The organism is Thermus sp. NEB1569 (assembly GCF_022385295.1).
GTDB lineage: Bacteria > Deinococcota > Deinococci > Deinococcales > Thermaceae > Thermus > Thermus scotoductus.
Genome location: NZ_CP092445.1, coordinates 1,922,418 through 1,940,792, shown reverse-complemented (window position 1 = coordinate 1,940,792; position 18,375 = coordinate 1,922,418). Strand labels below are relative to the sequence as shown.

Sequence of the window (18,375 nt, the reverse complement as noted above, 5' to 3'; positions counted from 1 at the left end):
CAGATCAAGTAGCACACGAAGGAATATCGCCGCTGGGTGAAGGAGCGTTGGGATTTGCTCCGGCGTTTGGGCGGCTTGGATTTGGCCTTGGTGCAGGTGGCCAACCAGGAGTGGCTTTACATGCTTCGCGAGGATAGCCGCCACTCCTTGGCTATAGAAGGGTACTTTTTCTCGGAGGCGGAACTTGACGAGGTTCTGCGGGGCTCCAAGGCTTCTGTAGAGATTCTAAACTACTTCCGCACAGCCCAGTTTGCCTACGAGCAGGCATTGCAGGATGCCAAGGAGGGAGAGTTCCGTTTAAATGTGTCCTTTATCAACAACCTTCACGGGCAACTCTTCCGGGATACCCCTTTGGAGGCTTTTCGGGGAAGGCCTGCGGATGGGGTGGACCGCGTTATTGGTGGGGCTAAGGTGCAGCCCCCTCTGGAGGCCACCGATTACCTTAGGGCTTTTGCCCGGTTAGTCCCACGGCTCATGGAGGAGCGGGAGCCCCTCGAGGCCCTAGCCAAGGCCCATGTGCTTTTTGAGGCCATTCACCCTTACCGGGACGGCAACGGTCGGGTAGGCCGCTTGGTCCTTAACTACATGGCCTTATGGAAGGGACTACCCCCCATTGCCATCAAAGGCTTAGAGAAGGAGGAAAGGGAACGGTATTACCGAGCTTTGGAGGGGGCGGATAAGGCTTTTCACGTGGGCTTTCCTCCCCCTGATCCTTCGGCTTTGCTTAGGGCCTTGGACGAAGGGGAGTGGCAACCCCTGGCCTGTGTGCTAGGGGAGGCTCTGGTGGACCGCTTAGAAACCGTCTTGGGCTTGGCCCTGCTGCGGTATGCGGACCTAAAGCCCATGGAGGAGGTGGCTCGCGACCTCGGGGTAAACCGGGCACAAGCCTATGTGTGGGTGAATCGCCGCAGGCTTGCGGTCTACCGCCCAGGAGGTAGGGTCCAGCTGCTCTCCCATCCCTGGCTTTTCCTGGGGACCCGGGAGCGTCCCCCCCTTTTGCCCGATCCTCTTCCCCCAGAACGCCTCGACTGGCCGAATAAAGTCCGGGAGCAACAGCGCCTATTGTTTCACCCGGAGACCCTTGGACCGAGAAGGGGGCGGTAAAGGAAAAGGGCCAGAAGAAGAAGGCCAAGAAGGCTGCCGAAGGCGAAGGCGTATCCCAGGGTTCCCACCGCCACCCCCACGCCCCATTGCAAAAGGAAAGTGCCCCCGATGCCAAAGAGGTTCACCAGGGTGGTGCCCCGGCCCACCAGGTGAGGGGGCACCAGCTCCCGGGCCTGGGTAAGGGTGAGGATGTTGAAGGCTCCGAAGAATCCCATGACGGGGTAGGCGAGGGCAAGAAGCTTGAAGAGGGCGAGGAGGAGGCCTAGGGCGAAGAGCAGGGCCGCTCCCACCAGCACCCTGGCGGTGCCCAGGCGGTCGGCCAGGTAGCCGGATACCAGAAAGCCTAGGACCGCGCCTCCCGAGTAGAGGAGGAGGAGGTTCCCCACCTTCACCGCCTCAAGGCCCAGGGCGTAGGCGTAGGCCCCAGCCCAGAGGGTTTGCAAGGCCAGGAAGCTTCCCGCAAAGGCCAAGGCCAAAAAGGCCACCCGCAGGAGCCTGGAATTGCCCAGGACTTCCCTTAGCCCTCCGCCTCCCCCACCCTTGGGCCAGGGAACCCCAGGGGGGGTGTTCCGCACCCCCAGGTAGATGAGAAGGGCCACCAGGACCACCACCCCTGCCCCCAGGAGGAAGACCCCCCGCCAGCCCATGGCCTCCTTCAGGAGGGCCAGGGGGGTGGCCGCCAAAAGCCCCCCTGTGGCCCCCAGGCCCACCAGGAGGGTGGAAACCGTGGCGTAGGTCCGGGGGAACCAGAGGCTAAAGGCCTTTAGGGAGCCCATAAGGGCGGCGGCCATCCCCATGCCGATGAGGGCCCGGCCCAGGGCCAGGGTGGGGAAGCCTTGCGCCAGCCCGAAGACCACGCTTCCCAGGGAAGCCACCAGGAGGAGGGCCGGGGTGATGATCCTGGAACCGTACCGGTCCAGGAGGCTTCCCAAGGGGAGCTGTACCGCGGCGAAGGAGAGGTAGAAGAGGCTGGTCATAAACCCTAGCTCCGCCGGGCCCAGGCCCAGGTCCTGGGACAGGTCCTTGGCCAGCACCGCATTGGCCGACCGGTAGAAGTAGGAGAGGAAGTAGCCTAGGGTGAAGAGGAGAAAAACCCGCGCTGCCATATCACCTCCGGTTCAGAGCCACTCCCAGGAGGATGAGGGTACCGCCCAGAAGGCCCTCGAGGCTCAAGGGTTCTCCCGCCAGGGGCCAGGCGAAGATTGCCCCGGCCACTGGCTCCAGCATGGCGGTTAGGGTGGCGTTCCGGGCGGGTACCGTGCGCACCCCCAAGAGGAAGAGGCTAAAGGGCACCACCGTTCCCAGGATGACCAGGTAGGCCACCGCCCCCCAGTCCCCTGGGTCCAGGGTCCAAACCCGGGGGAGGTTGCCCATAAGGATGGGGAGGGAGAGGAGGCTTCCTACCCCCGTGGCCACCCCCAGGCTCACCAGGGGTGGGGTCTTGAGCCCGTGGGAGAAGGCAGCGTAAAGGGCGAAGGAAAGGGCGGAGAGGAGGCCGTAGGCCACCCCCAGGGGGCTTGCCGTGAAACCCTTGGACCCCACCACCAGCACGTAGGCTCCCAAAAGGGCCACGGCTACCCCCAAAAGGGCCTTGCCGGGAAGCCTTTCCCCCCTTAGGAGGGCATAGAGGGTGAGGAGGGCAGGGGCCAGGTACTGGAGGAAGATCCCGGTGGCCACGGTGGTGGCGTGGATGGCCAGGTAGTAGAAGGCCTGGGCCCCGGAGAGGGCGAGCCCCACCCGAAGGAGCCGGGGCCACTCCTTGGCGGCTGGGGGAAACCGGAGCACCAGGGGGAGAAGCAGGAAGAAGCTTAGGAGAAAGCGCAAGGGGATGAGGACCGAGGGGGGAATCTCCCCCATGAACCGTCCGGCCAGGGCCCCACCCAGGCCCCATAGAAGTGCAGCCAGGGCCACGTAGATCATCGCCGTGCCCCCACCATGGCCGTGCCCACCCCGAGGAGGAGGACCAGGGCTCCCAGGAGCACCTGAACCCCGGGAAGCTCCCCAAAGAGGAGGAAGGCTAGGAGGCTTGCCCCCACCGGCTCAAAGAGGATGGCCAGGGTCACCAGGACCGGGGGGATGTGCCGGGTGGCCCAGTTGAAGCTGGTGTGGCCCACAAGTTGCGGTAAGAGGGCCATGAGGAGGATGTAGCCGTAGACCGCCAGGGGATAGCCTCCATACCCACCTCCAAAGAGGTAGGGAAGGGGAAGGAGGAGAAGGGCGGCGGCGGTGTAAGCCACCCGTATGTATTCCAAGATGGAAAGCCCCCGCCTCTGGGCTTCCCGCCCCAGGAGGAAGTAGAGGGAGGCGGCCACCGCTCCCAGGAGGGCCAGGAGGTCCCCGAGGAGGGGGTTGGTTCCCCCGTTTCCCCCTTGCGCATCCCCCAGGCCGATCAAAAGCCCTCCCAAAAGGGCTACCGCAATCCCCAGGAGAGTAAGGCCAGAGGGAGCTTCCCGAAAGAAAAGCCAGCCGAAGAGGGTAACCCAGACCGGGTTGGTGGTGACCAAGGCGGTGCTGGCCGCCACCGAGGTGTAGGAGAGGGAGGTGATCCAAAGGGCAAAGTGCAGGGCCAGGGAAGCCCCGGCGGCCATCGCATAGGGAAGCCCCCTTCGGCTGGCCAGAGGTCTTCGCCAGCTGGGGAGGAGGAGCAAGGCCGCAAGGCCCATCCGTCCTGCGCTCATCACCAGGCTGAAGGCCAGGCTTCTATCCCCGGAGGCCGCCAGGGCCAAGCGCACCAGAATGCTGCCGAAGCTGATGGCGAAGATGCCCAGGAGCAGTACGGAGGCGATCTTGAGCCCGGAGGGCCGCATGGAGGCATTCTTCCATAAGGATTCGCTTCTGACCAGCGGGTCACCCTCGAGGGCAAGGACAGATGCTCGTGGCCCCATTGGTATACTGGCGCGGAAGGAGGTCCTATGGTGACCATAGCGGTTCCCAAGGAAAGGGCTCCAGGGGAAAGAAGGGTGGCCCTGGTGCCCGAGGTGGTGGCCCGCCTGGTGAAGCAGGGGGCCAGGGTGCGGGTAGAGAAGGGTGCCGGGGAAGGTGCCTACTATCCCGACACCGCCTACCAGGAAGTTGGGGCAGAGGTGGTGGAGCGAGGGGAGCTCCTGAAGGATGCCAACCTGCTTTTCACTGTTCAGCCGCCTCCTGAAGACCTGATCGGGGCCCTGGAGCCCGGGGCTATCGTGGTGGGGTTTGTCCAGGCCCACAAGAACCTGGACCTGGTGAAGGCCCTGGCGGCTAAAAAGGCCACGGTGATCGCCATGGAGCTCATCCCCCGCATCACCCGGGCCCAGAGCATGGATGCCCTCTCCAGCCAGGCCACGGTGGCGGGGTACCTGGCGGCCATCCACGCCGCAAGGCTATCCCCTCGCTTCTTCCCCATGCTCACCACGGCGGCGGGCACCATCCGCCCCGCCAAGGTGATGGTCATGGGGGTGGGGGTGGCGGGGCTTATGGCCATCGCCACCGCCAAGCGCCTGGGGGCCCAGGTCTTTGCCTACGATGTGCGCAAGGCGGCGGTGGAGCAGGCCCTCTCCCTGGGGGCCAAGCCCATTGAGCTTCCCATCAGCGCGGAAGGGGAGGGCGGCTACGCCCGGGAGCTCACCGAGGAGGAGAAGCGCATCCAGCACGAGGCCCTGCGGGAACACGTGGCGGGGATGGACGCCATCATCACCACCGCCCAGGTGCCAGGCCGTCGGGCCCCCATCCTCCTCACCGAGGACATGGTGGAGCGCCTGAAGCCGGGCACGGTGGTGGTGGACCTGGCGTCGGAATCGGGGGGCAACTGCGTCCTCACCCAGCCCGGAGAGGTGGTGGAGGTGAAGGGCGTGAGGATCTTTGGCCCCTTGAACCTCCCCAGCGAGCTTTCCGTGCACGCCTCGGAGATGTACGCCAAAAACCTTTTCAACCTTTCCAGCCTGCTCATGGAAAAGGGCGAGTTTGCCCCCAAGTGGGAGGACGAGATCATCCAGGGGGCGCTTCTCATGAAGGAAGGCGAGATCCTGCACGGGCCCACCAAGGCCCTCGTGGGAGGTGCGTGATGGAGTTTGGCTTCTGGTCTGCCCTTTACATCTTCGTGCTCACGGCTTTCTTGGGTTATGAGCTCATCACCCGGGTGCCGGTGATCCTCCACACCCCCCTCATGTCCGGGTCCAACTTCATCCACGGGGTGGTGGTGGTGGGGGCCATGGTGGTCCTGGGCCATGCGGAAACCGGTTTGGAGAAGCTCATCGGCTTCCTGGGGGTCATCCTGGGGGCGGCCAACGCCGCCGGGGGGTATGCGGTCACGGTGCGCATGCTGGAGATGTTTGAGAAGAAGCCGGGCAAGGGGGGTGGTCAGTAATGGATCTCATCCAGGCAGCCTACTTCGTGGTGGCCATCCTCTTCATCGTGGGCTTAAAACGCATGGCCCATCCCACCACCGCCAAAAGCGGCATCGTCTGGGCTGGGTGGGGCATGGCCCTGGCGGTTCTGGCCACCTTCTTCTGGCCGGGGATGCAGAACTTTGGCCTCATGCTCATCGCTCTTTTGGTGGGCTCCGTGGTGGCCTGGTGGGCGGCCGTCAAGGTGGCCATGACCGACATGCCCCAGATGGTGGCCATCTACAACGGCATGGGTGGGGGTGCGGCCGCCACCATCGCGGCGGTGGAGCTCCTGAAGGGAGCCTTTGAGAACCCGGGCCTCATGGCCTTGGCCATCCTGGGCGGCCTCATCGGGAGCGTGGCCTTCACGGGAAGCCTCATCGCCTTCGCCAAGCTCCAGGGCATCATGAAAAGCCGGCCCATCCTCTTCCCCGGGCAGAAGGTGGTGAACACCCTGGCGCTCCTCATCACGGTGCTTTTGGGCTTTTCCCTGCTCTGGAACGACCCCACCCTGAGCATCGTGCTCTTCTTCCTCCTGGCCCTCCTTTTCGGTATCCTCATGACCCTGCCCATCGGGGGCGGGGACATGCCGGTGGCCATCAGCTTCTACAACGCCTTCACCGGTATGGCCGTGGGCTTTGAGGGCTTCGCCGTGGGGAACCCGGCCTTGATGGTGGCGGGTACCCTGGTGGGGGCTGCGGGTACCCTCCTCACCGTGCTCATGGCGAGGGCCATGAACCGCTCGGTGTGGAGTGTCCTGGTAGGGGGCTTTGGCGTGGAGCAGGAGGCGGGGGAGGTCAAGGGAAGCCTCAAGCCCATCGACGTGGAGGACGCCGCCGTCATGCTGGCCTACGCCAGTAAGGTGGTCTTCGTGCCCGGCTACGGCATGGCCCTCTCCCAGGCCCAGCACAAGGTGAAGGAGCTGGCGGACCTTTTGGAGAGCAAGGGGGTGGAGGTGAAGTTCGCCATCCACCCGGTGGCGGGGCGGATGCCCGGGCACATGAACGTGCTTTTGGCGGAGGCTGGGGTGGAGTACGACAAGCTCAAGGACCTCGAGGAGATCAACCCCGAGTTCCCCACCGTGGACGTGGCGGTGGTCATCGGGGCCAACGACGTGGTGAACCCTGCCGCCCGCCGCCCGGGAAGCCCCCTTTACGGCATGCCCATCCTGGACGTGGACAAGGCCAAGAACGTCATCGTCATCAAGCGGGGCCAGGGCAAGGGCTTTGCCGGGGTAGAAAACGAGCTCTTCTACGCCGACAACACCCGCATGCTCTACGGGGATGCCCAGAAGGTGTTGACCGAGTTGATCCAAGCCCTGAAGCGGCTCTAGCGGTCCGCTGCCCCATGCGCCCCCCGGGTTTGGCCGGGGGGCACTTCCCTTGGGGTCAGGGGGCTTCTGAACCCGGACAGACACATGTGAGACGCTGAATGGGATAAAAAGATGGGGAACCGACCCGAGAGAGGAGGTTCCCCATATGCAGCTTACCACGGTTGGCCGAACGATATGGAAAGGAGCTAGCCAAGGGGCAAGACTGGCCGAGGCCGGGGCAGGCGACCCGGATGTCCAGGGACGCCTGCGCAAGGTGAAGTTGGTGAAAGCCCTGCGGGAGGGCAAGAGGAGCTGGGGGGAGATTCAGGAGCTTTTGGGCATCAGCCGGGCCACCTACTACCGCTGGGAAAGGGCCTTGAGGGAGAGGGGCCTAGCCGGACTAAAGCCCAAGTCCCGCCGCCCCAAGCGTACACGGGGAAAGGTGCAGTGGAAACCTGAGCTCCTGGTCAGGGTAGAGGTTCTCCGGAGGGCGAACCCCACCTTAGGGCGGTGGCCCATCTGGCTGACCCTCCGGAAGGAGGGTTTTTCGGTGAGCGAACGCACGGTGGGGCGTATCCTGGCTTACCTGGAGGGGAGCGGACGGGTGGAGAGCGTGGCCAGTTTTTTGGCCAGGAGGGGAAGGGGAAAGGGAAGGGGAAGGCCAAGGAGACCCTACGCCCGACGGAAGCCCCGGGGATATCAACCGCAAGCCCCTGGGGACCTCATCCAGGTGGACACCCTGATGGTGAGCCTGGGGCCTGGGGAGGTGGTGCGGCACTTTTCGGCGGTGGACCTGTTTACCCGGTATGCCCTGGGGGAGGTGCATAGCCGGGCCACGGCGAGGCTGGCAGGGGAGTTTCTATCCCGACTGGTGGCCCAGGCGCCTTTCCCCATCCGAGCGGTGCAGGTGGATGGGGGTAGCGAGTTCATGGCGGAGTTTGAGATGGCGTGCCAAGGCCTGGGCATCGCTCTTTTTGTGCTGCCTCCCCGGAGTCCTAGGCTTAACGGGCACGTGGAGCGGCTGCAACGGACTTTTAGGGATGAGTTTTACACCCGACCTTTGCCCACGAGGGTTAGCGAGCTACAGGTGGAGCTTAATGCCTACCTGGACTACTACAACCGCAGGAGACCCCACATGGCCCTGGGTGGCCTTGCCCCCCTGGAGTTCTTGGCTAAGATACGGGAGGGGTCGGTTCCCCAAGCTGTCTCAAATGTGCTGGCCGAATACAGCTTCTTGACCGCCTGCCTTGCCCCTGGTATAGTGCTCTCTGCGGTCGGTCCGCGGTAGCTCAGCAGGTAGAGCGGCCGGCTGTTAACCGGTTGGTCGCAGGTTCGAGTCCTGCCCGCGGAGCCAGATGGGGGCCCTAGGGCCCCCTGGGTCTTTTTTTGGGGAGGGGAAGAGGGTATAATCATCCTTCGTGCGGCCTGCCGGGCCCGGAGAGGAGGTGTAGATGCGCAAGTACGAGGTGAACATCATCCTGAACCCCAACCTGGACCAGAGCCAGCTCGCCCTGGAGAAGGAGATCATCGGGAAGGCCCTCGAGGCCTTCGGTGCCCGGGTGGAGAAGGTGGAGGAATGGGGAATGCGCCGCCTGGCCTACCCCATCGCCAAGGACACCCAGGGCTACTTCCTCTGGTACCAGGTGGAGATGCCCGAAGACCGGGTGAACAACCTGGCCCGGGAGCTCCGCCTGCGCGATAACGTGCGCCGGGTCATGGTGGTGAAAACCCAGGAGCCCCTCCTCACCAAGGCGTAGACTGTTCCCATGGCAAGAGGCCTGAACCGCGTTTTCCTCATCGGTACCCTTACCGCCCGTCCGGACATGCGCTACACCCCGGGGGGGATGGCCATTCTGGACCTGAACCTGGCGGGTCAGGATACCCTCCTGGATGCTTCCGGCCAGGAGCGGGAGGTGCCCTGGTACCACCGGGTGCGCCTTCTGGGCCGGCAGGCGGAGATGTGGGGGGACATCCTGGAAAGGGGCCAGCTGATTTTTGTAGAAGGCCGGCTGGAATACCGGCAGTGGGAGCGGGAAGGGGAGAAGCGGAGCGAGGTCCAGATCCGGGCGGATTTCATCGATCCCTTGGAGGGGCGGGGCCGCGAGACCCTCGAGGACGCCCGGGGCCAGCCCAGGCTTCGCCACGCCCTAAATCAGGTGATCCTCATGGGCAACCTCACCCGCGATCCCGATCTGCGCTACACTCCCCAGGGGACGGCGGTAGCCCGGCTGGGCTTAGCCATCAACGAGCGCCGCCCGGGCCAGGGACCGGACGGGGAGAGGACCCACTTCATAGAGGTTCAGGCCTGGCGCGACCTGGCCGAGTGGGCCGGGGAACTCAAGCGGGGCGAGGGGCTTTTGGTGATCGGCCGTTTGGTGAACGACTCCTGGACGAGCTCCACCGGGGAGAGGCGCTTCCAGACCCGTGTGGAAGCCCTCCGGTTGGAGCGACCCACCCGTGGGCCTGAAAGGACCGGCGGAAGCAGGCCCCAAGAGCCAGAGCGCTCTGTCCAGACGGGTGGGGTGGACATTGACGAAGGACTGGAAGACTTCCCGCCGGAGGAGGATTTGCCGTTTTGAGCACGAAGAACGCTAAACCCAAGAAGGAGGCGCAGAAGCGCCCTTCCAGGAAGGCCAAGGTCAAGGCCAGCCTGGGGGAGTTTGACCTTAAGGATTACCGTAACGTGGAGGTGCTGAAGCGGTTCCTGTCGGAGACGGGGAAGATCCTTCCCCGCCGCCGCACGGGGCTTACCGCCAAGGAGCAGCGCATCCTGGCCCGCACCATCAAGCGGGCGAGGATTCTTGGGCTTCTTCCCTTCACGGAGAAGCTGGTGCGCAAATAGGGGGTGGACATGAAGGTCATCCTGCTTGAACCCCTGGAGAACCTGGGCGATGTGGGCCAGGTGGTGAACGTGAAGCCCGGCTACGCCAGGAACTACCTCCTGCCCCGGGGCCTGGCGGTCTTGGCCACGGAGAGCAACCTGAAGGCCCTCGAGGCCAAGATCCGCGCCCAGGCCAAGCGCCTGGCGGAAAGGAAGGCGGAGGCGGAGAGGCTTAAGGAGATCCTGGAGAACCTCACCCTCACCATTCCGGTGCGGGCGGGGGAGACCAAGATCTACGGCTCCGTGACCGCCAAGGATGTCGCCGAGGCCCTTTCGCGCCAGCACGGCATCACCATTGATCCCAAGCGCCTGGTGCTGGAAAAGCCCATCAAGGAGCTGGGGGAGTACGTCCTCACCTACAAGCCCCACCCCGAGGTGCCGATCGCCTTGAAGGTGAGCGTGGTGGCCCAGTAGGGGCCTGGGGATCCGGCAGGCTGCCTTGGGACCCCTGGGATGCCGGGGGTCCTTAAGCTTTTCCTATGGGGGCTGTGCTCATCACGGGAGCGGGTAGCGGCATTGGCCTGGCCACGGCCCGGCTCTTGGCGGAAAGGGGTTTTCGGGTCTATGGCGGGGTGCGCAAATCCGAGGATGCAAAGGCCCTTCGCGCCCTGGGGGTGGTGCCCCTTTTCCTGGATGTAACCCAGGAGGAAAGCCTTGTGCAGGCCAGGAGGCTTCTGGAGGGGGAGGGGTTGGAGGGACTGGTGGCCAATGCGGGGATTGCCGTGGCGGGGCCCTTGGAGCTTATTCCCCCTTCCGTCTTCCGCCAGGTGCTGGAGGTGAACGTCCTCGGGGCCTTCGCCACGGTGAGGACCTTTTTGCCCCTTCTTCGAAAGACCCGGGGGCGGGTGGTGCTCATGGGCTCGGTTTCCGGCCTGGTAGCCCTGCCCCTGGCGGGACCCTACGCCGCCAGCAAGTTCGCCCTCGAGGCCCTGGCGGATGCCCTGAGGGTGGAGCTCCTTCCCTTTGGGGTGAGGGTGGTCTTGGTGGAACCGGGGCCCGTGGCCACCCCCATCTGGGAACGTTCGGAACGCTGGGCGGAAAGCTACTTGGAACCTCCTCCTTCCGGTACGGAAAGGGTGTACGGCCGCTACCTGGAGGTGGCCCGCAGGGCGGCCCGGGCCAGCGCCAGAAGGGGCCTGCCCCCCGAGAGGGTGGCGGAGGTGGTGCTTAAGGCCCTCCAAGACCCAAGGCCCAGGGCCCGCTACCTGGTGGCCCCTAGGGGGTGGCAGACCCTTCTTCTCCGCCACCTCCCTGAGGCCTTACGGGACCGGCTTCTGGCCCGCTTTCTGGCCTAGGCCAGCTCCAGGTTCACCAGAAGGATCAAGTGGCCCTCCTGCCGCTTCAGGATGCCCTCGAGGCTCCGCACGGGAAGGTGCTGGCGGAAAACCCCCAGCACCTCATCCATCAGCCTCTCCACAAGCCCAGGGTCCAAGGCCTCGGGGTCAAGCGCCAAAGGCATCTCCAGCCGGGTTTCCAAGTTCATGCCCCTAGCCTAGGTCCCTGGGGTCAGAGGCCGGTCAGGGCTACCTTGCAACATGCTTGCGCAAGCCAGCGAAGCTGGGCTCGGTGAAGCCCGATACTTTAAGGGAGCTTCCCCTGACGTATGCTTAAGGACGTGGAGTTTCTGGTGGAGGACCTGGGCCTTTTGCCCTACCCCCAAGCCTGGGAGTACCAGAAAAAGGTGCACAAGGAGGTGGTGCGGGGCGAGCGCCCCCCCACCCTGCTGCTTTTGGAGCATCCCCGGGTCATCACCCTAGGGAGAAAGGCCACGGGGGAGAACCTCCTTTTTCCCGAAAGCTGGTACCGGGAAAACGGCTTTGAGGTCTACTGGGTGGAGCGGGGTGGGGACGTCACCTACCATGGGCCCGGGCAGCTGGTGGGTTATCCCATCTTTCCCGTGGGCCGGGAGGTGCGCCGCTTCCTTCGCCAGATAGAGGAGGCCATCGTCAAGGTGGCGGCCTCCTATGGCCTGAAGGCCTACCCCACCCCGGGGTACGCGGGGGTCTGGGTGGGGGAGGACAAGCTCTGCGCCATCGGGGTGGCGGTGAAGGAGGAGGTGAGCTTCCACGGCTTTGCCCTCAACGTGAACACCGACTTAAACGACTTCTCCGTCATCATCCCCTGCGGGCTAAAGGGGAAAGGGGTCACCTCCCTGGAGCGGCTTTTGGGCCGCAAGGTTCCCATGCCGGAGGTAAAGGACAGGGTGGTGCGGGCCTTCGCCGAGGTTTTCGGAATGGACCCCCGTGTAAAGGAGGATCATCGTGAAGCCCAAGTTTGAAACCGTGGAGCTCCTTGCCCCCACCGGGGAGGTGGTGGAGCTCAAGGTGGTGAAGCATGGCCTAGCCCAGGCCCGGCCCGAGCCTGTGGATCGGAATAAGCCCGCCTGGCTCAGGGCCACCCTGCCCACGGGGGCCAAGTACCAGGCCCTGAAGGCCACGGTGAACGAGCTCAAGCTCCACACCGTCTGCCAGGAGGCCCTCTGCCCCAACGTGGGAGAGTGCTGGAGCCACGGCACCCTCACGGTGATGATCCTGGGAAGCATCTGCACCCGGGCCTGCAAGTTCTGCGCCGTGGACACGGGAAACCCCAGAGGCATTGTGGACCCGGAGGAGCCCCGTAGGGTGGCTGAGGCCATCGCCCGGCTTAATATCCGCTACGTGGTCCTCACCAGCGTGGACCGGGACGACCTTCCCGATGGCGGGGCGGCCCACTTCGCCGCCACCATCCGGGCCATCAAGGAGAAGGCCCCTGGGGTCTTGGTGGAGGCCCTTACCCCCGACTTCCAGGGGGACCTGAAGGCGGTGGAGACGGTTTTGGATGCGGGCCCGGAGGTCTATGCCCAGAACCTGGAAACCGTGCGCCGCCTTACCTCCAGGGTAAGGGATCCCCGGGCGGGGTACGATCAGACCCTTAAGGTCCTGTCCCACGCCAAGCGCTATCGGCCTGACGTTCTTACCAAAAGCAGCCTCATGCTGGGCCTGGGGGAGACGGAGGAGGAGATCCTCGAGGCCATGCGGGACCTGCGCCAGGCGGGGGTGGATATCCTCACCCTGGGCCAGTACCTGCGCCCCACCCCGGCCCACCTGCCCGTGGTGCGGTACGTACCCCCGGAGGACTTTAAGCGCTACGAGGCCTGGGGGTATGAGCTGGGCTTTAAGGAGGTCTTCGCCGGGCCCCTGGTGCGGAGCTCCTACCGGGCGGACCGGGTCTTCCTGGAGGCCAAGGCCCGATGAGGCTTTTCTTCCTGGACCTCCTTGCCCTCCTCCTTTTCGCCTGGGTGGGCCTCAGGTCCCATGGCCTTCCCGTAAGCCTCGAGGGCCTAGCCCGGAACGTCCTCCCCATCCTCTTCGTGTGGCTTCTCCTCAGCCCCTTCCTCGGCACCTACCGCCGGCCGAGCTGGTCCAGCCTCCTCCTCAGCTGGCTTTTGGCGGTCCCCGCGGGGCTTTGGCTTAGGGGGATGATCCTAGGGGAGGGGTTTGGCCCGGGGTTTTTCGTCTTCCTGGGCGTGGCCATGGCCTTTAGCCTTCTCTTCCTCCTCCTTTTCCGGGGCCTCGCCAAGCTCCTGAGGCTTTGGTAAAAAGGGGACATGGGTCAGCCGCTAGGTTCTCTGAAGGTGGCCTTCCTCGGCCTTGGGGCCATGGGCTACCCCATGGCCGGCCATCTGGCCAAGCGCTTCCCCACCCTGGTCTGGAACCGCACCTTTGCCAAGGCCTTAAGGCACCAGGAGGAGTTCGGCTCCGTGGCCGTGCCCCTGGAAAAGGTGGCGGAGGCCCAGGTGATCTTCACCTGCCTGCCCACCACCAAGGAGGTGGTGGAGGTGGCGGAGGCCCTTTGGCCCCACCTGAGGCCCGGCACCTACTGGGTGGACGCCACCAGCGGGGAACCCGAGGGAAGCCGCAAACTGGCGGAGCGCCTTTTGGAAAAGGGCGTGGTTTACCTGGACGCCCCGGTTTCCGGCGGGACCTTAGGGGCGGAAAAAGGCACCCTCACGGTGATGCTGGGAGGGCCCCCTGAGGCCGTGGAATACGTGAAGCCCTACCTGGCCTACGCCGCCAAGGTGGTCCACGTGGGGCCCGTGGGGGCAGGGCATGCGGTGAAGGCCATCAACAACGCCCTTTTGGCGGTGAACCTCTGGGCGGCGGGGGAAGGGCTTATCGCCCTGGTGCGGCAGGGGGTTTCCGCGGAGAAGGCCCTCGAGGTCATTAACGCCTCCAGCGGCCGCTCTAACGCCACGGAGAACCTGATCCCCCAAAGGGTGGTCACCCGGGCCTTCCCCAAGACCTTTGCCCTGGGCCTCCTGGTAAAGGATTTGGGCATCGCCATGGGAGTTTTGGATGGGGAGAGGGCGCCAAGCCCCCTCCTCCGCCTCACCCGGGAGGTCTATGAGATGGCCAAGCGCGAGCTCGGCCCTGAGGCGGACCACGTGGAGGCCCTGAGGCTTTTGGAGCGCTGGGGCGGAGTAGAGATCCGCTGAGGTTGCCCCGACCAAAGGTTCGGGATTTCCGGGGCCAGGCGCAGGAAGGAGCTCCTCGGCTTTGGCCTGCTGGAAAGGCTAGGCGGCTCCTGAAGGCCATCCCCTGAGGCGAAGCGCCGGGGGAGGGTTGACCTTCGGGCAGCCTCCCCCTAGTCTGTTCTATATGAAAAACGAATTATCCTACGAAGTAGGACAAAACCTCCGCCGCCTGCGCCAGGCGCGGGGGCTTACCCTTTCTGGTTTGGCGGCTAAGGCTGGGATAGCCAAATCCCTTCTTCACGCCTTGGAAGCGGGACGCGCTAACCCTACCTTGGCCACCCTTTGGGCCTTGGCCCGAGCCCTGGAAGTGCCCTTCGGCGAACTGGTCCAGGCCCGTCCTGTGGGGGATGAGGGCGTGATGGTTCATCTTATTGAACAAACCTGGGGGCGGGTGGGGGAGCGGCTGGAGGTGTACCGCATGGACCTCCTCCCCCGTTCCGTGCGTTGGGCGGAGGCCCACGAGCCTGGCCTCCGCGAGCGGGTCATCGGTTTGAAGGGCAAGGCCCGGGTGGGACCGCCTCCGGGTAGGGAGGTGGGATCCGGAGAGGAGGTGGAGTTTTCCGGGGACGAACCCCACGTGTACGCCAGCGAAGAGGGGGCTAGCCTCCTGGTCTTTCTGCATTACCCCCCGCTTCCCCGGCCCAAAGGGGAGGCCGGGAGCCCAGAGAAAGCCACCTTGGTCCTGCGGGAGGTGAGCTTGGGGGTGGGAGGGTTGGCCTTGGAAGGCCGCTGGCTTGCGCCAGGGTTTCTGGAGGGGGTTTTCGTGCGTTGGAGTGGGAACCGTACCTATCTTTTCGGCCTTCCTTTGGCGCCCCTACCCCGTCTGGGGGGCCAGGGGCTTTTGGGCGAGGCCTTGGCCCTTCTCCACGCACCTCTAGAAGGCCTGAGGCGTTACCAGCAAAACCCAAGCCTCCTTCTGCGGACCCTGGCTTGGGAGGGGTTGCTCCTTAAGGGGGAGGTGGCCGATCCGGCCCCTCTTCTCCTCAAGGCTACGCGCTTTCCTGCCAGCCCGGAGGAGGGGGAATGGGCAAGCCGCATCTCCGTAGATCTCTACGCCCAGGTGGAACTCCTCCACCCTGGCTACGCCCGACAGCCCCTTTTCCTAGCCCATGGGTTGCAGGCCGCAGGCCTGGAGGAGGGAAGGTTCTTGGATGTGGGCACGGGGCCTGGGCATCATCTCCTCTTGCTCTTGGAGCTTCTGCCCCATTTGGAGCCGGTGGCGGTGGAACCCAGCCCGGCCTCGAGGCAGGCCTTGGCCCAGCTCCTCCCAGGTGTGGAAGTATGGCCCGAAGACTTCACCCTTTTGTCCACAGGGGAAGCCTTTCCCTTGATCGTCTGCGTGGGGGCCAGCCACCACATGTCCACGTGGCGCCTTTTGGAAAAGGCCTACCGGCTTCTGCGCCCCGGGGGCCTTCTGGCGGTGGCGGATGAGTTTTTGAGCCCCTTTTCCACCAGGGAGGAGCGGGCTCGGAACCTGGTGCTTCACCATACGGCCTACCTGGTCCCCTTCCCCTTGGAAGAACCCGAGGCGCTTTGGGCTTTGCGTCTTCTCGCCCTCCAGGGAGAGTCTCGAGGCCTTAGGAGGTTGGCGGAAGAAGCCTTGCAAGGCCTTGAGGCGCGGTCCGACCCCCTGGCGGCCTTTGCTCGTATAGAGCTCGAGGCTCTTTTGGCTGGGCTGGACTACGAGGTGGAGACCAAGACCTACCCTCGCCGTTTTTTGGAGTTAGCCTTTGCCGTGGGCTTTGAGCTGGAGGATCACCGGCGCTTGTTCGCCACCCATGGAAGCCACCCCTGGGGCGGGGGCACCCACCTCTTCCTGCTCAGGAGGCCTAGATGAAGGAGGGACTTCGTGCGGCTTGGCCCATCGCCTTGGGATATTTCCCCGTGGCCATGGCCTTCGGCGCTTTGGGGGCCCAGGCGGGGCTTGGCTACCTTTGGATCCAGCTCACCTCCCTTCTGGTCTTCGCCGGGGCCAGCCAGTTCGCCCTGGTGGGGCTTCTGGCCCAGGGGGTGCCGCCCCTTTTGGCGGCCTCCTTGGGCCTTCTCCTTAACCTGCGCCACGCCTTTTACGGCCCGGCCCTCAGGCCCTACCTGAAAGGAGGCCCCCTGGAGGCCTTTTTCCTCACCGACGAGGTCTTCGCCCTGGCCTTAAGGACGCTTCCCGGCCTTTCCCCGGAAAAGAGGCGGGGCTACTTCCTGGGCCTGGGTTTGGGAGCGTACCTTTCCTGGAACCTGGGCACGGCCATGGGGGCCTTGGGGGCCAAGGGGCTTTTGGCCTGGCCCAGGTTGGGGGAGGCCCTTGCCTTTGCCCTTCCGGCCCTTTTTCTCCTCCTGGCCCTGCCCCACCTCAGGAACCCGGTGGCCCTCCTGGCGGGCGGGGTGGCCCTGGGGTTTCACCTCCTGGGCCAGACGGCCTGGGGTCTATTCCTGGCAGGGGTGGTGGGGCTCCTTTGGAAGGAGCCCTGGAAAGGGAGGAAGGCATGACCCTGGCCCTTCTCCTTCTGGCTTTGGGCACCTTTCTCCTCCGCTTTCTGCCCTGGCGGGGGGAAAAAAGCCTGAAGACGGGCCAGGCAGGGCCCGCCTTGGTGGTGGCCCTTTTCCTGGTCTCCGCCTTTAGCCCGCCTCCTTCTTCCGAGTGGGTCCGGGCGGCCTTGGCCCTTCTTGGCACCTATCTGGGGCTTAAGCTCACCGGGAACCTGGGCGTGGCCGTCTTCCTGGGGGCAGGGCTTTACGGGCTTCTCGGGGCCCTGGGCTTTTAAGGGTCCGGTGGGGCTTCTGCCCCACCGGGAACTCCCAAGAAACCTGTTGGGTCAACGGTTCAGGATGTGGATGGCCTGTTTGTGGAGGGCTTCCGCCGCCTCCATGAGGCCCTCGGAAAGGGTGGGGTGGGGGTGGATGGTGAGGCCCAGGTCGGAAACCGTGGCCCCCATCTCCAGGGCCAAGGTGGCCTCGGCGATGAACTCTCCCGCCTGGGGCCCCACCATGAAGACCCCCAGGAGGAGGTCCGTCTCCGCATCCCCCACCACCTTGATGAGACCTTCGGCCCCTCCCAGGGTAAGGGCCCGGCCGCTGGCGGAAAAGGGAAACTTCCCCACCTTGACCTTATACCCCGCCTTCTCTGCCTCCTCCTCCGTGAGCCCCACCCCCGCCCATTCGGGGCCGGTGTAGACCACGCTGGGCACCTGGAAGTCGAAGAGGGCGTTTTTGCCGGCGGCGTTTTCCGCGGCCACCAGGCCCTCCTTCATGGCCTTGTGGGCAAGGAGGGGGGGCCTGGCCACATCCCCGATGGCGTAGACCCCGGGGGCCGAGGTTTCCATGCGGGCGTTCACCTGGATGAAGCCCCGTTCGTCCACCTTGACCCCGGCCTTTTCCAAGCCGAGCCCTTCCGTGCGGGGCCTGCGGCCCACCGCCACCAGGATTTTGTCCACCACGATCTCCTCCTGGCTGCCTCCCTGGGCGGCCTCGAGGAGCACGTGGAGGCCATCCTGCTTCTTCTCGTAACCCACCGCCTTGGTGCCGGTGCGCACCCTTATCCCCTCCTTCTCCAGGGCCTTGCGCAGGAGGGCGGCGGTTTCCCTGTCGCCTGCGGGGAGGATCTCCGGCATGTATTCGATCAGGGTCACCTCCGAGCCCAGGCGGTGGTAGATCTGGCCAAGCTCGAGCCCCACCGCCCCGCCCCCGATCACCAAAAGGCGCTTGGGGATACCCTCTTCCACCCTTAGGGCCCGGGTGGAGTCCCACACGTCCTCCCCGAAGGGGAAGCCCTTTAGAGGCATGGGCTCGCTTCCCGTGGCGATGATGAAGCTTTGGGCCCCGTAGGTTTCCCCATTGACCTCTATTTCCCTGGGGCCCTTAAAGCGGGCGAAGCCCCGCAAAAGCTCCACCTTGTTGCCCTTAAGTAGCCCGGCCACGCCCCCGGTGAGCTTCTTCACCACGCCATCCCGCCAGGCACCAAGTTTTTTCAGATCCAGCTCGGGCTTGGCCTTTAGGCCGAAGCCCTCGGCCACCTTTAGGTGGTGGAGGGTTTCCGCAGCGTGGAGGAGGGCCTTGGTGGGGATGCATCCCACGTTGAGGCAAACCCCACCCACCTCGGCGGCCTCCACGGCCAGAACCCTAAGCCCCAGTTGCGCCCCCCGGATGGCGGCGGGGTAGCCGCCGGGTCCGGTGCCGATCACGATGAGGTCGTAGGTCTTCATGGGGTCCA

The 18,375-nt window shown here is 64.9% G+C and carries 22 protein-coding genes and 1 tRNA gene; 18 read left to right on the top strand and 5 right to left on the bottom strand.

Annotated elements, in window-relative coordinates; genetic code table 11:
* Window positions 1-54 precede the first annotated feature (54 nt).
* Window positions 55-1,104: a Fic family protein gene (locus tag MI302_RS11045; RefSeq protein WP_239725810.1), complete on the top strand. Its 1,050-nt coding sequence runs from the start codon at window positions 55-57 to the stop codon at window positions 1,102-1,104.
* On the opposite strand, the gene MI302_RS11040 is transcribed toward MI302_RS11045, so the two are convergent.
* Genes MI302_RS11040 through MI302_RS11030 form a run of 3 tightly spaced genes read right to left on the bottom strand, consistent with a single transcriptional unit; the run spans window position 1,068 to window position 3,911 of the window.
* Complete coding sequence (locus MI302_RS11040) at window positions 1,068-2,210, bottom strand: nitrate/nitrite transporter (protein ID WP_239725809.1); 1,143 nt, start codon at window positions 2,208-2,210, stop codon at window positions 1,068-1,070. The two genes, MI302_RS11045 and MI302_RS11040, sit on opposite strands and share 37 nt — an antisense overlap.
* Window position 2,211: 1 nt before the next feature.
* Window positions 2,212-3,024, bottom strand: coding sequence for an EamA family transporter (locus tag MI302_RS11035; protein WP_015716143.1), 813 nt, complete (start codon window positions 3,022-3,024; stop codon window positions 2,212-2,214).
* Window positions 3,021-3,911, bottom strand: coding sequence for a DMT family transporter (locus MI302_RS11030; protein WP_239725808.1), 891 nt, complete (start codon window positions 3,909-3,911; stop codon window positions 3,021-3,023). Before MI302_RS11030 ends, MI302_RS11035 begins: the two co-directional genes overlap by 4 nt.
* A gap of 105 nt (window positions 3,912-4,016) precedes the next feature.
* Between MI302_RS11030 and MI302_RS11025 the strand changes: the two genes are divergently transcribed.
* The 10 genes from MI302_RS11025 to MI302_RS10980 all read left to right on the top strand — a co-directional run bounded on the left by MI302_RS11025 (window position 4,017) and on the right by MI302_RS10980 (window position 10,953).
* Window positions 4,017-5,144, top strand: coding sequence for an NAD(P) transhydrogenase subunit alpha (locus MI302_RS11025; RefSeq protein WP_239725807.1), 1,128 nt, complete (start codon window positions 4,017-4,019; stop codon window positions 5,142-5,144).
* Window positions 5,144-5,446, top strand: coding sequence for a proton-translocating transhydrogenase family protein (locus MI302_RS11020; RefSeq protein WP_008630585.1), 303 nt, complete (start codon window positions 5,144-5,146; stop codon window positions 5,444-5,446). The genes MI302_RS11025 and MI302_RS11020 overlap by 1 nt, the downstream gene beginning before the upstream one ends.
* Complete coding sequence (locus MI302_RS11015) at window positions 5,446-6,798, top strand: NAD(P)(+) transhydrogenase (Re/Si-specific) subunit beta (RefSeq protein WP_239725806.1); 1,353 nt, start codon at window positions 5,446-5,448, stop codon at window positions 6,796-6,798. The genes MI302_RS11020 and MI302_RS11015 overlap by 1 nt, the downstream gene beginning before the upstream one ends.
* Before the next feature lie 145 nt (window positions 6,799-6,943).
* Window positions 6,944-8,065 carry an integrase core domain-containing protein gene (locus MI302_RS11010; RefSeq protein ID WP_239725805.1) on the top strand — a complete coding sequence of 374 codons (1,122 nt, stop codon included), beginning with the start codon at window positions 6,944-6,946 and terminating at the stop codon, window positions 8,063-8,065.
* A tRNA-Asn gene (locus MI302_RS11005) sits at window positions 8,056-8,131 on the top strand. Before MI302_RS11010 ends, MI302_RS11005 begins: the two co-directional genes overlap by 10 nt.
* Window positions 8,132-8,228: 97 nt before the next feature.
* On the top strand, window positions 8,229-8,534 hold the full coding sequence (gene rpsF, locus MI302_RS11000; RefSeq protein ID WP_038071088.1) for a 30S ribosomal protein S6: 306 nt from the start codon (window positions 8,229-8,231) through the stop codon (window positions 8,532-8,534).
* 9 nt (window positions 8,535-8,543) lie between these two features.
* A complete protein-coding gene (locus MI302_RS10995; protein ID WP_015716148.1) occupies window positions 8,544-9,356 on the top strand; it encodes a single-stranded DNA-binding protein in 813 nt (270 codons plus the stop codon).
* Window positions 9,353-9,619, top strand: a complete 267-nt coding sequence (rpsR, locus tag MI302_RS10990; RefSeq protein ID WP_015716149.1) for a 30S ribosomal protein S18 — start codon at window positions 9,353-9,355, stop codon at window positions 9,617-9,619. The genes MI302_RS10995 and rpsR overlap by 4 nt, the downstream gene beginning before the upstream one ends.
* Before the next feature lie 9 nt (window positions 9,620-9,628).
* Window positions 9,629-10,072 (top strand): 50S ribosomal protein L9, encoded by a 444-nt coding sequence (rplI, locus tag MI302_RS10985; protein ID WP_019550443.1) that lies wholly within the window; start codon window positions 9,629-9,631, stop codon window positions 10,070-10,072.
* 65 nt (window positions 10,073-10,137) lie between these two features.
* Window positions 10,138-10,953: an SDR family NAD(P)-dependent oxidoreductase gene (locus MI302_RS10980; RefSeq protein WP_019550442.1), complete on the top strand. Its 816-nt coding sequence runs from the start codon at window positions 10,138-10,140 to the stop codon at window positions 10,951-10,953.
* Here the strand turns inward: MI302_RS10980 and MI302_RS10975 are convergent.
* The gene (locus MI302_RS10975) at window positions 10,950-11,141 is read right to left on the bottom strand and encodes a hypothetical protein (protein ID WP_239725804.1); all 192 of its coding nucleotides are present in this window, start codon (window positions 11,139-11,141) and stop codon (window positions 10,950-10,952) included. The two genes, MI302_RS10980 and MI302_RS10975, sit on opposite strands and share 4 nt — an antisense overlap.
* Before the next feature lie 132 nt (window positions 11,142-11,273).
* Here MI302_RS10975 and lipB point away from each other — a divergent pair, with 132 nt between their 5' ends.
* From lipB to MI302_RS10940, 7 genes are all read left to right on the top strand, one after another.
* Window positions 11,274-11,936, top strand: a complete 663-nt coding sequence (lipB, locus tag MI302_RS10970) for a lipoyl(octanoyl) transferase LipB (RefSeq protein WP_026328944.1) — start codon at window positions 11,274-11,276, stop codon at window positions 11,934-11,936.
* Entirely contained in the window at window positions 11,920-12,891 is a 972-nt protein-coding gene (lipA, locus tag MI302_RS10965) for a lipoyl synthase (protein WP_239725803.1), read from the top strand. The genes lipB and lipA overlap by 17 nt, the downstream gene beginning before the upstream one ends.
* A complete protein-coding gene (locus tag MI302_RS10960) occupies window positions 12,888-13,235 on the top strand; it encodes a DUF3054 domain-containing protein (RefSeq protein ID WP_239725802.1) in 348 nt (115 codons plus the stop codon). Before lipA ends, MI302_RS10960 begins: the two co-directional genes overlap by 4 nt.
* Window positions 13,236-13,244: 9 nt before the next feature.
* Window positions 13,245-14,132, top strand: coding sequence for an NAD(P)-dependent oxidoreductase (locus tag MI302_RS10955; RefSeq protein ID WP_239725801.1), 888 nt, complete (start codon window positions 13,245-13,247; stop codon window positions 14,130-14,132).
* Between the two features lie 163 nt (window positions 14,133-14,295).
* Complete coding sequence (locus MI302_RS10950) at window positions 14,296-16,008, top strand: helix-turn-helix domain-containing protein (RefSeq protein ID WP_015716157.1); 1,713 nt, start codon at window positions 14,296-14,298, stop codon at window positions 16,006-16,008.
* Window positions 16,005-16,655, top strand: coding sequence for an AzlC family ABC transporter permease (locus tag MI302_RS10945; protein ID WP_239725800.1), 651 nt, complete (start codon window positions 16,005-16,007; stop codon window positions 16,653-16,655). Before MI302_RS10950 ends, MI302_RS10945 begins: the two co-directional genes overlap by 4 nt.
* On the top strand, window positions 16,652-16,930 hold the full coding sequence (locus MI302_RS10940; protein WP_239725799.1) for a branched-chain amino acid transport: 279 nt from the start codon (window positions 16,652-16,654) through the stop codon (window positions 16,928-16,930). The genes MI302_RS10945 and MI302_RS10940 overlap by 4 nt, the downstream gene beginning before the upstream one ends.
* A 51-nt stretch (window positions 16,931-16,981) precedes the next feature.
* Here MI302_RS10940 and lpdA read toward each other — a convergent pair whose 3' ends face one another.
* Complete coding sequence (gene lpdA / locus MI302_RS10935) at window positions 16,982-18,367, bottom strand: dihydrolipoyl dehydrogenase (RefSeq protein ID WP_239725798.1); 1,386 nt, start codon at window positions 18,365-18,367, stop codon at window positions 16,982-16,984.
* Between the last annotated feature and the right edge of the window lie 8 nt (window positions 18,368-18,375).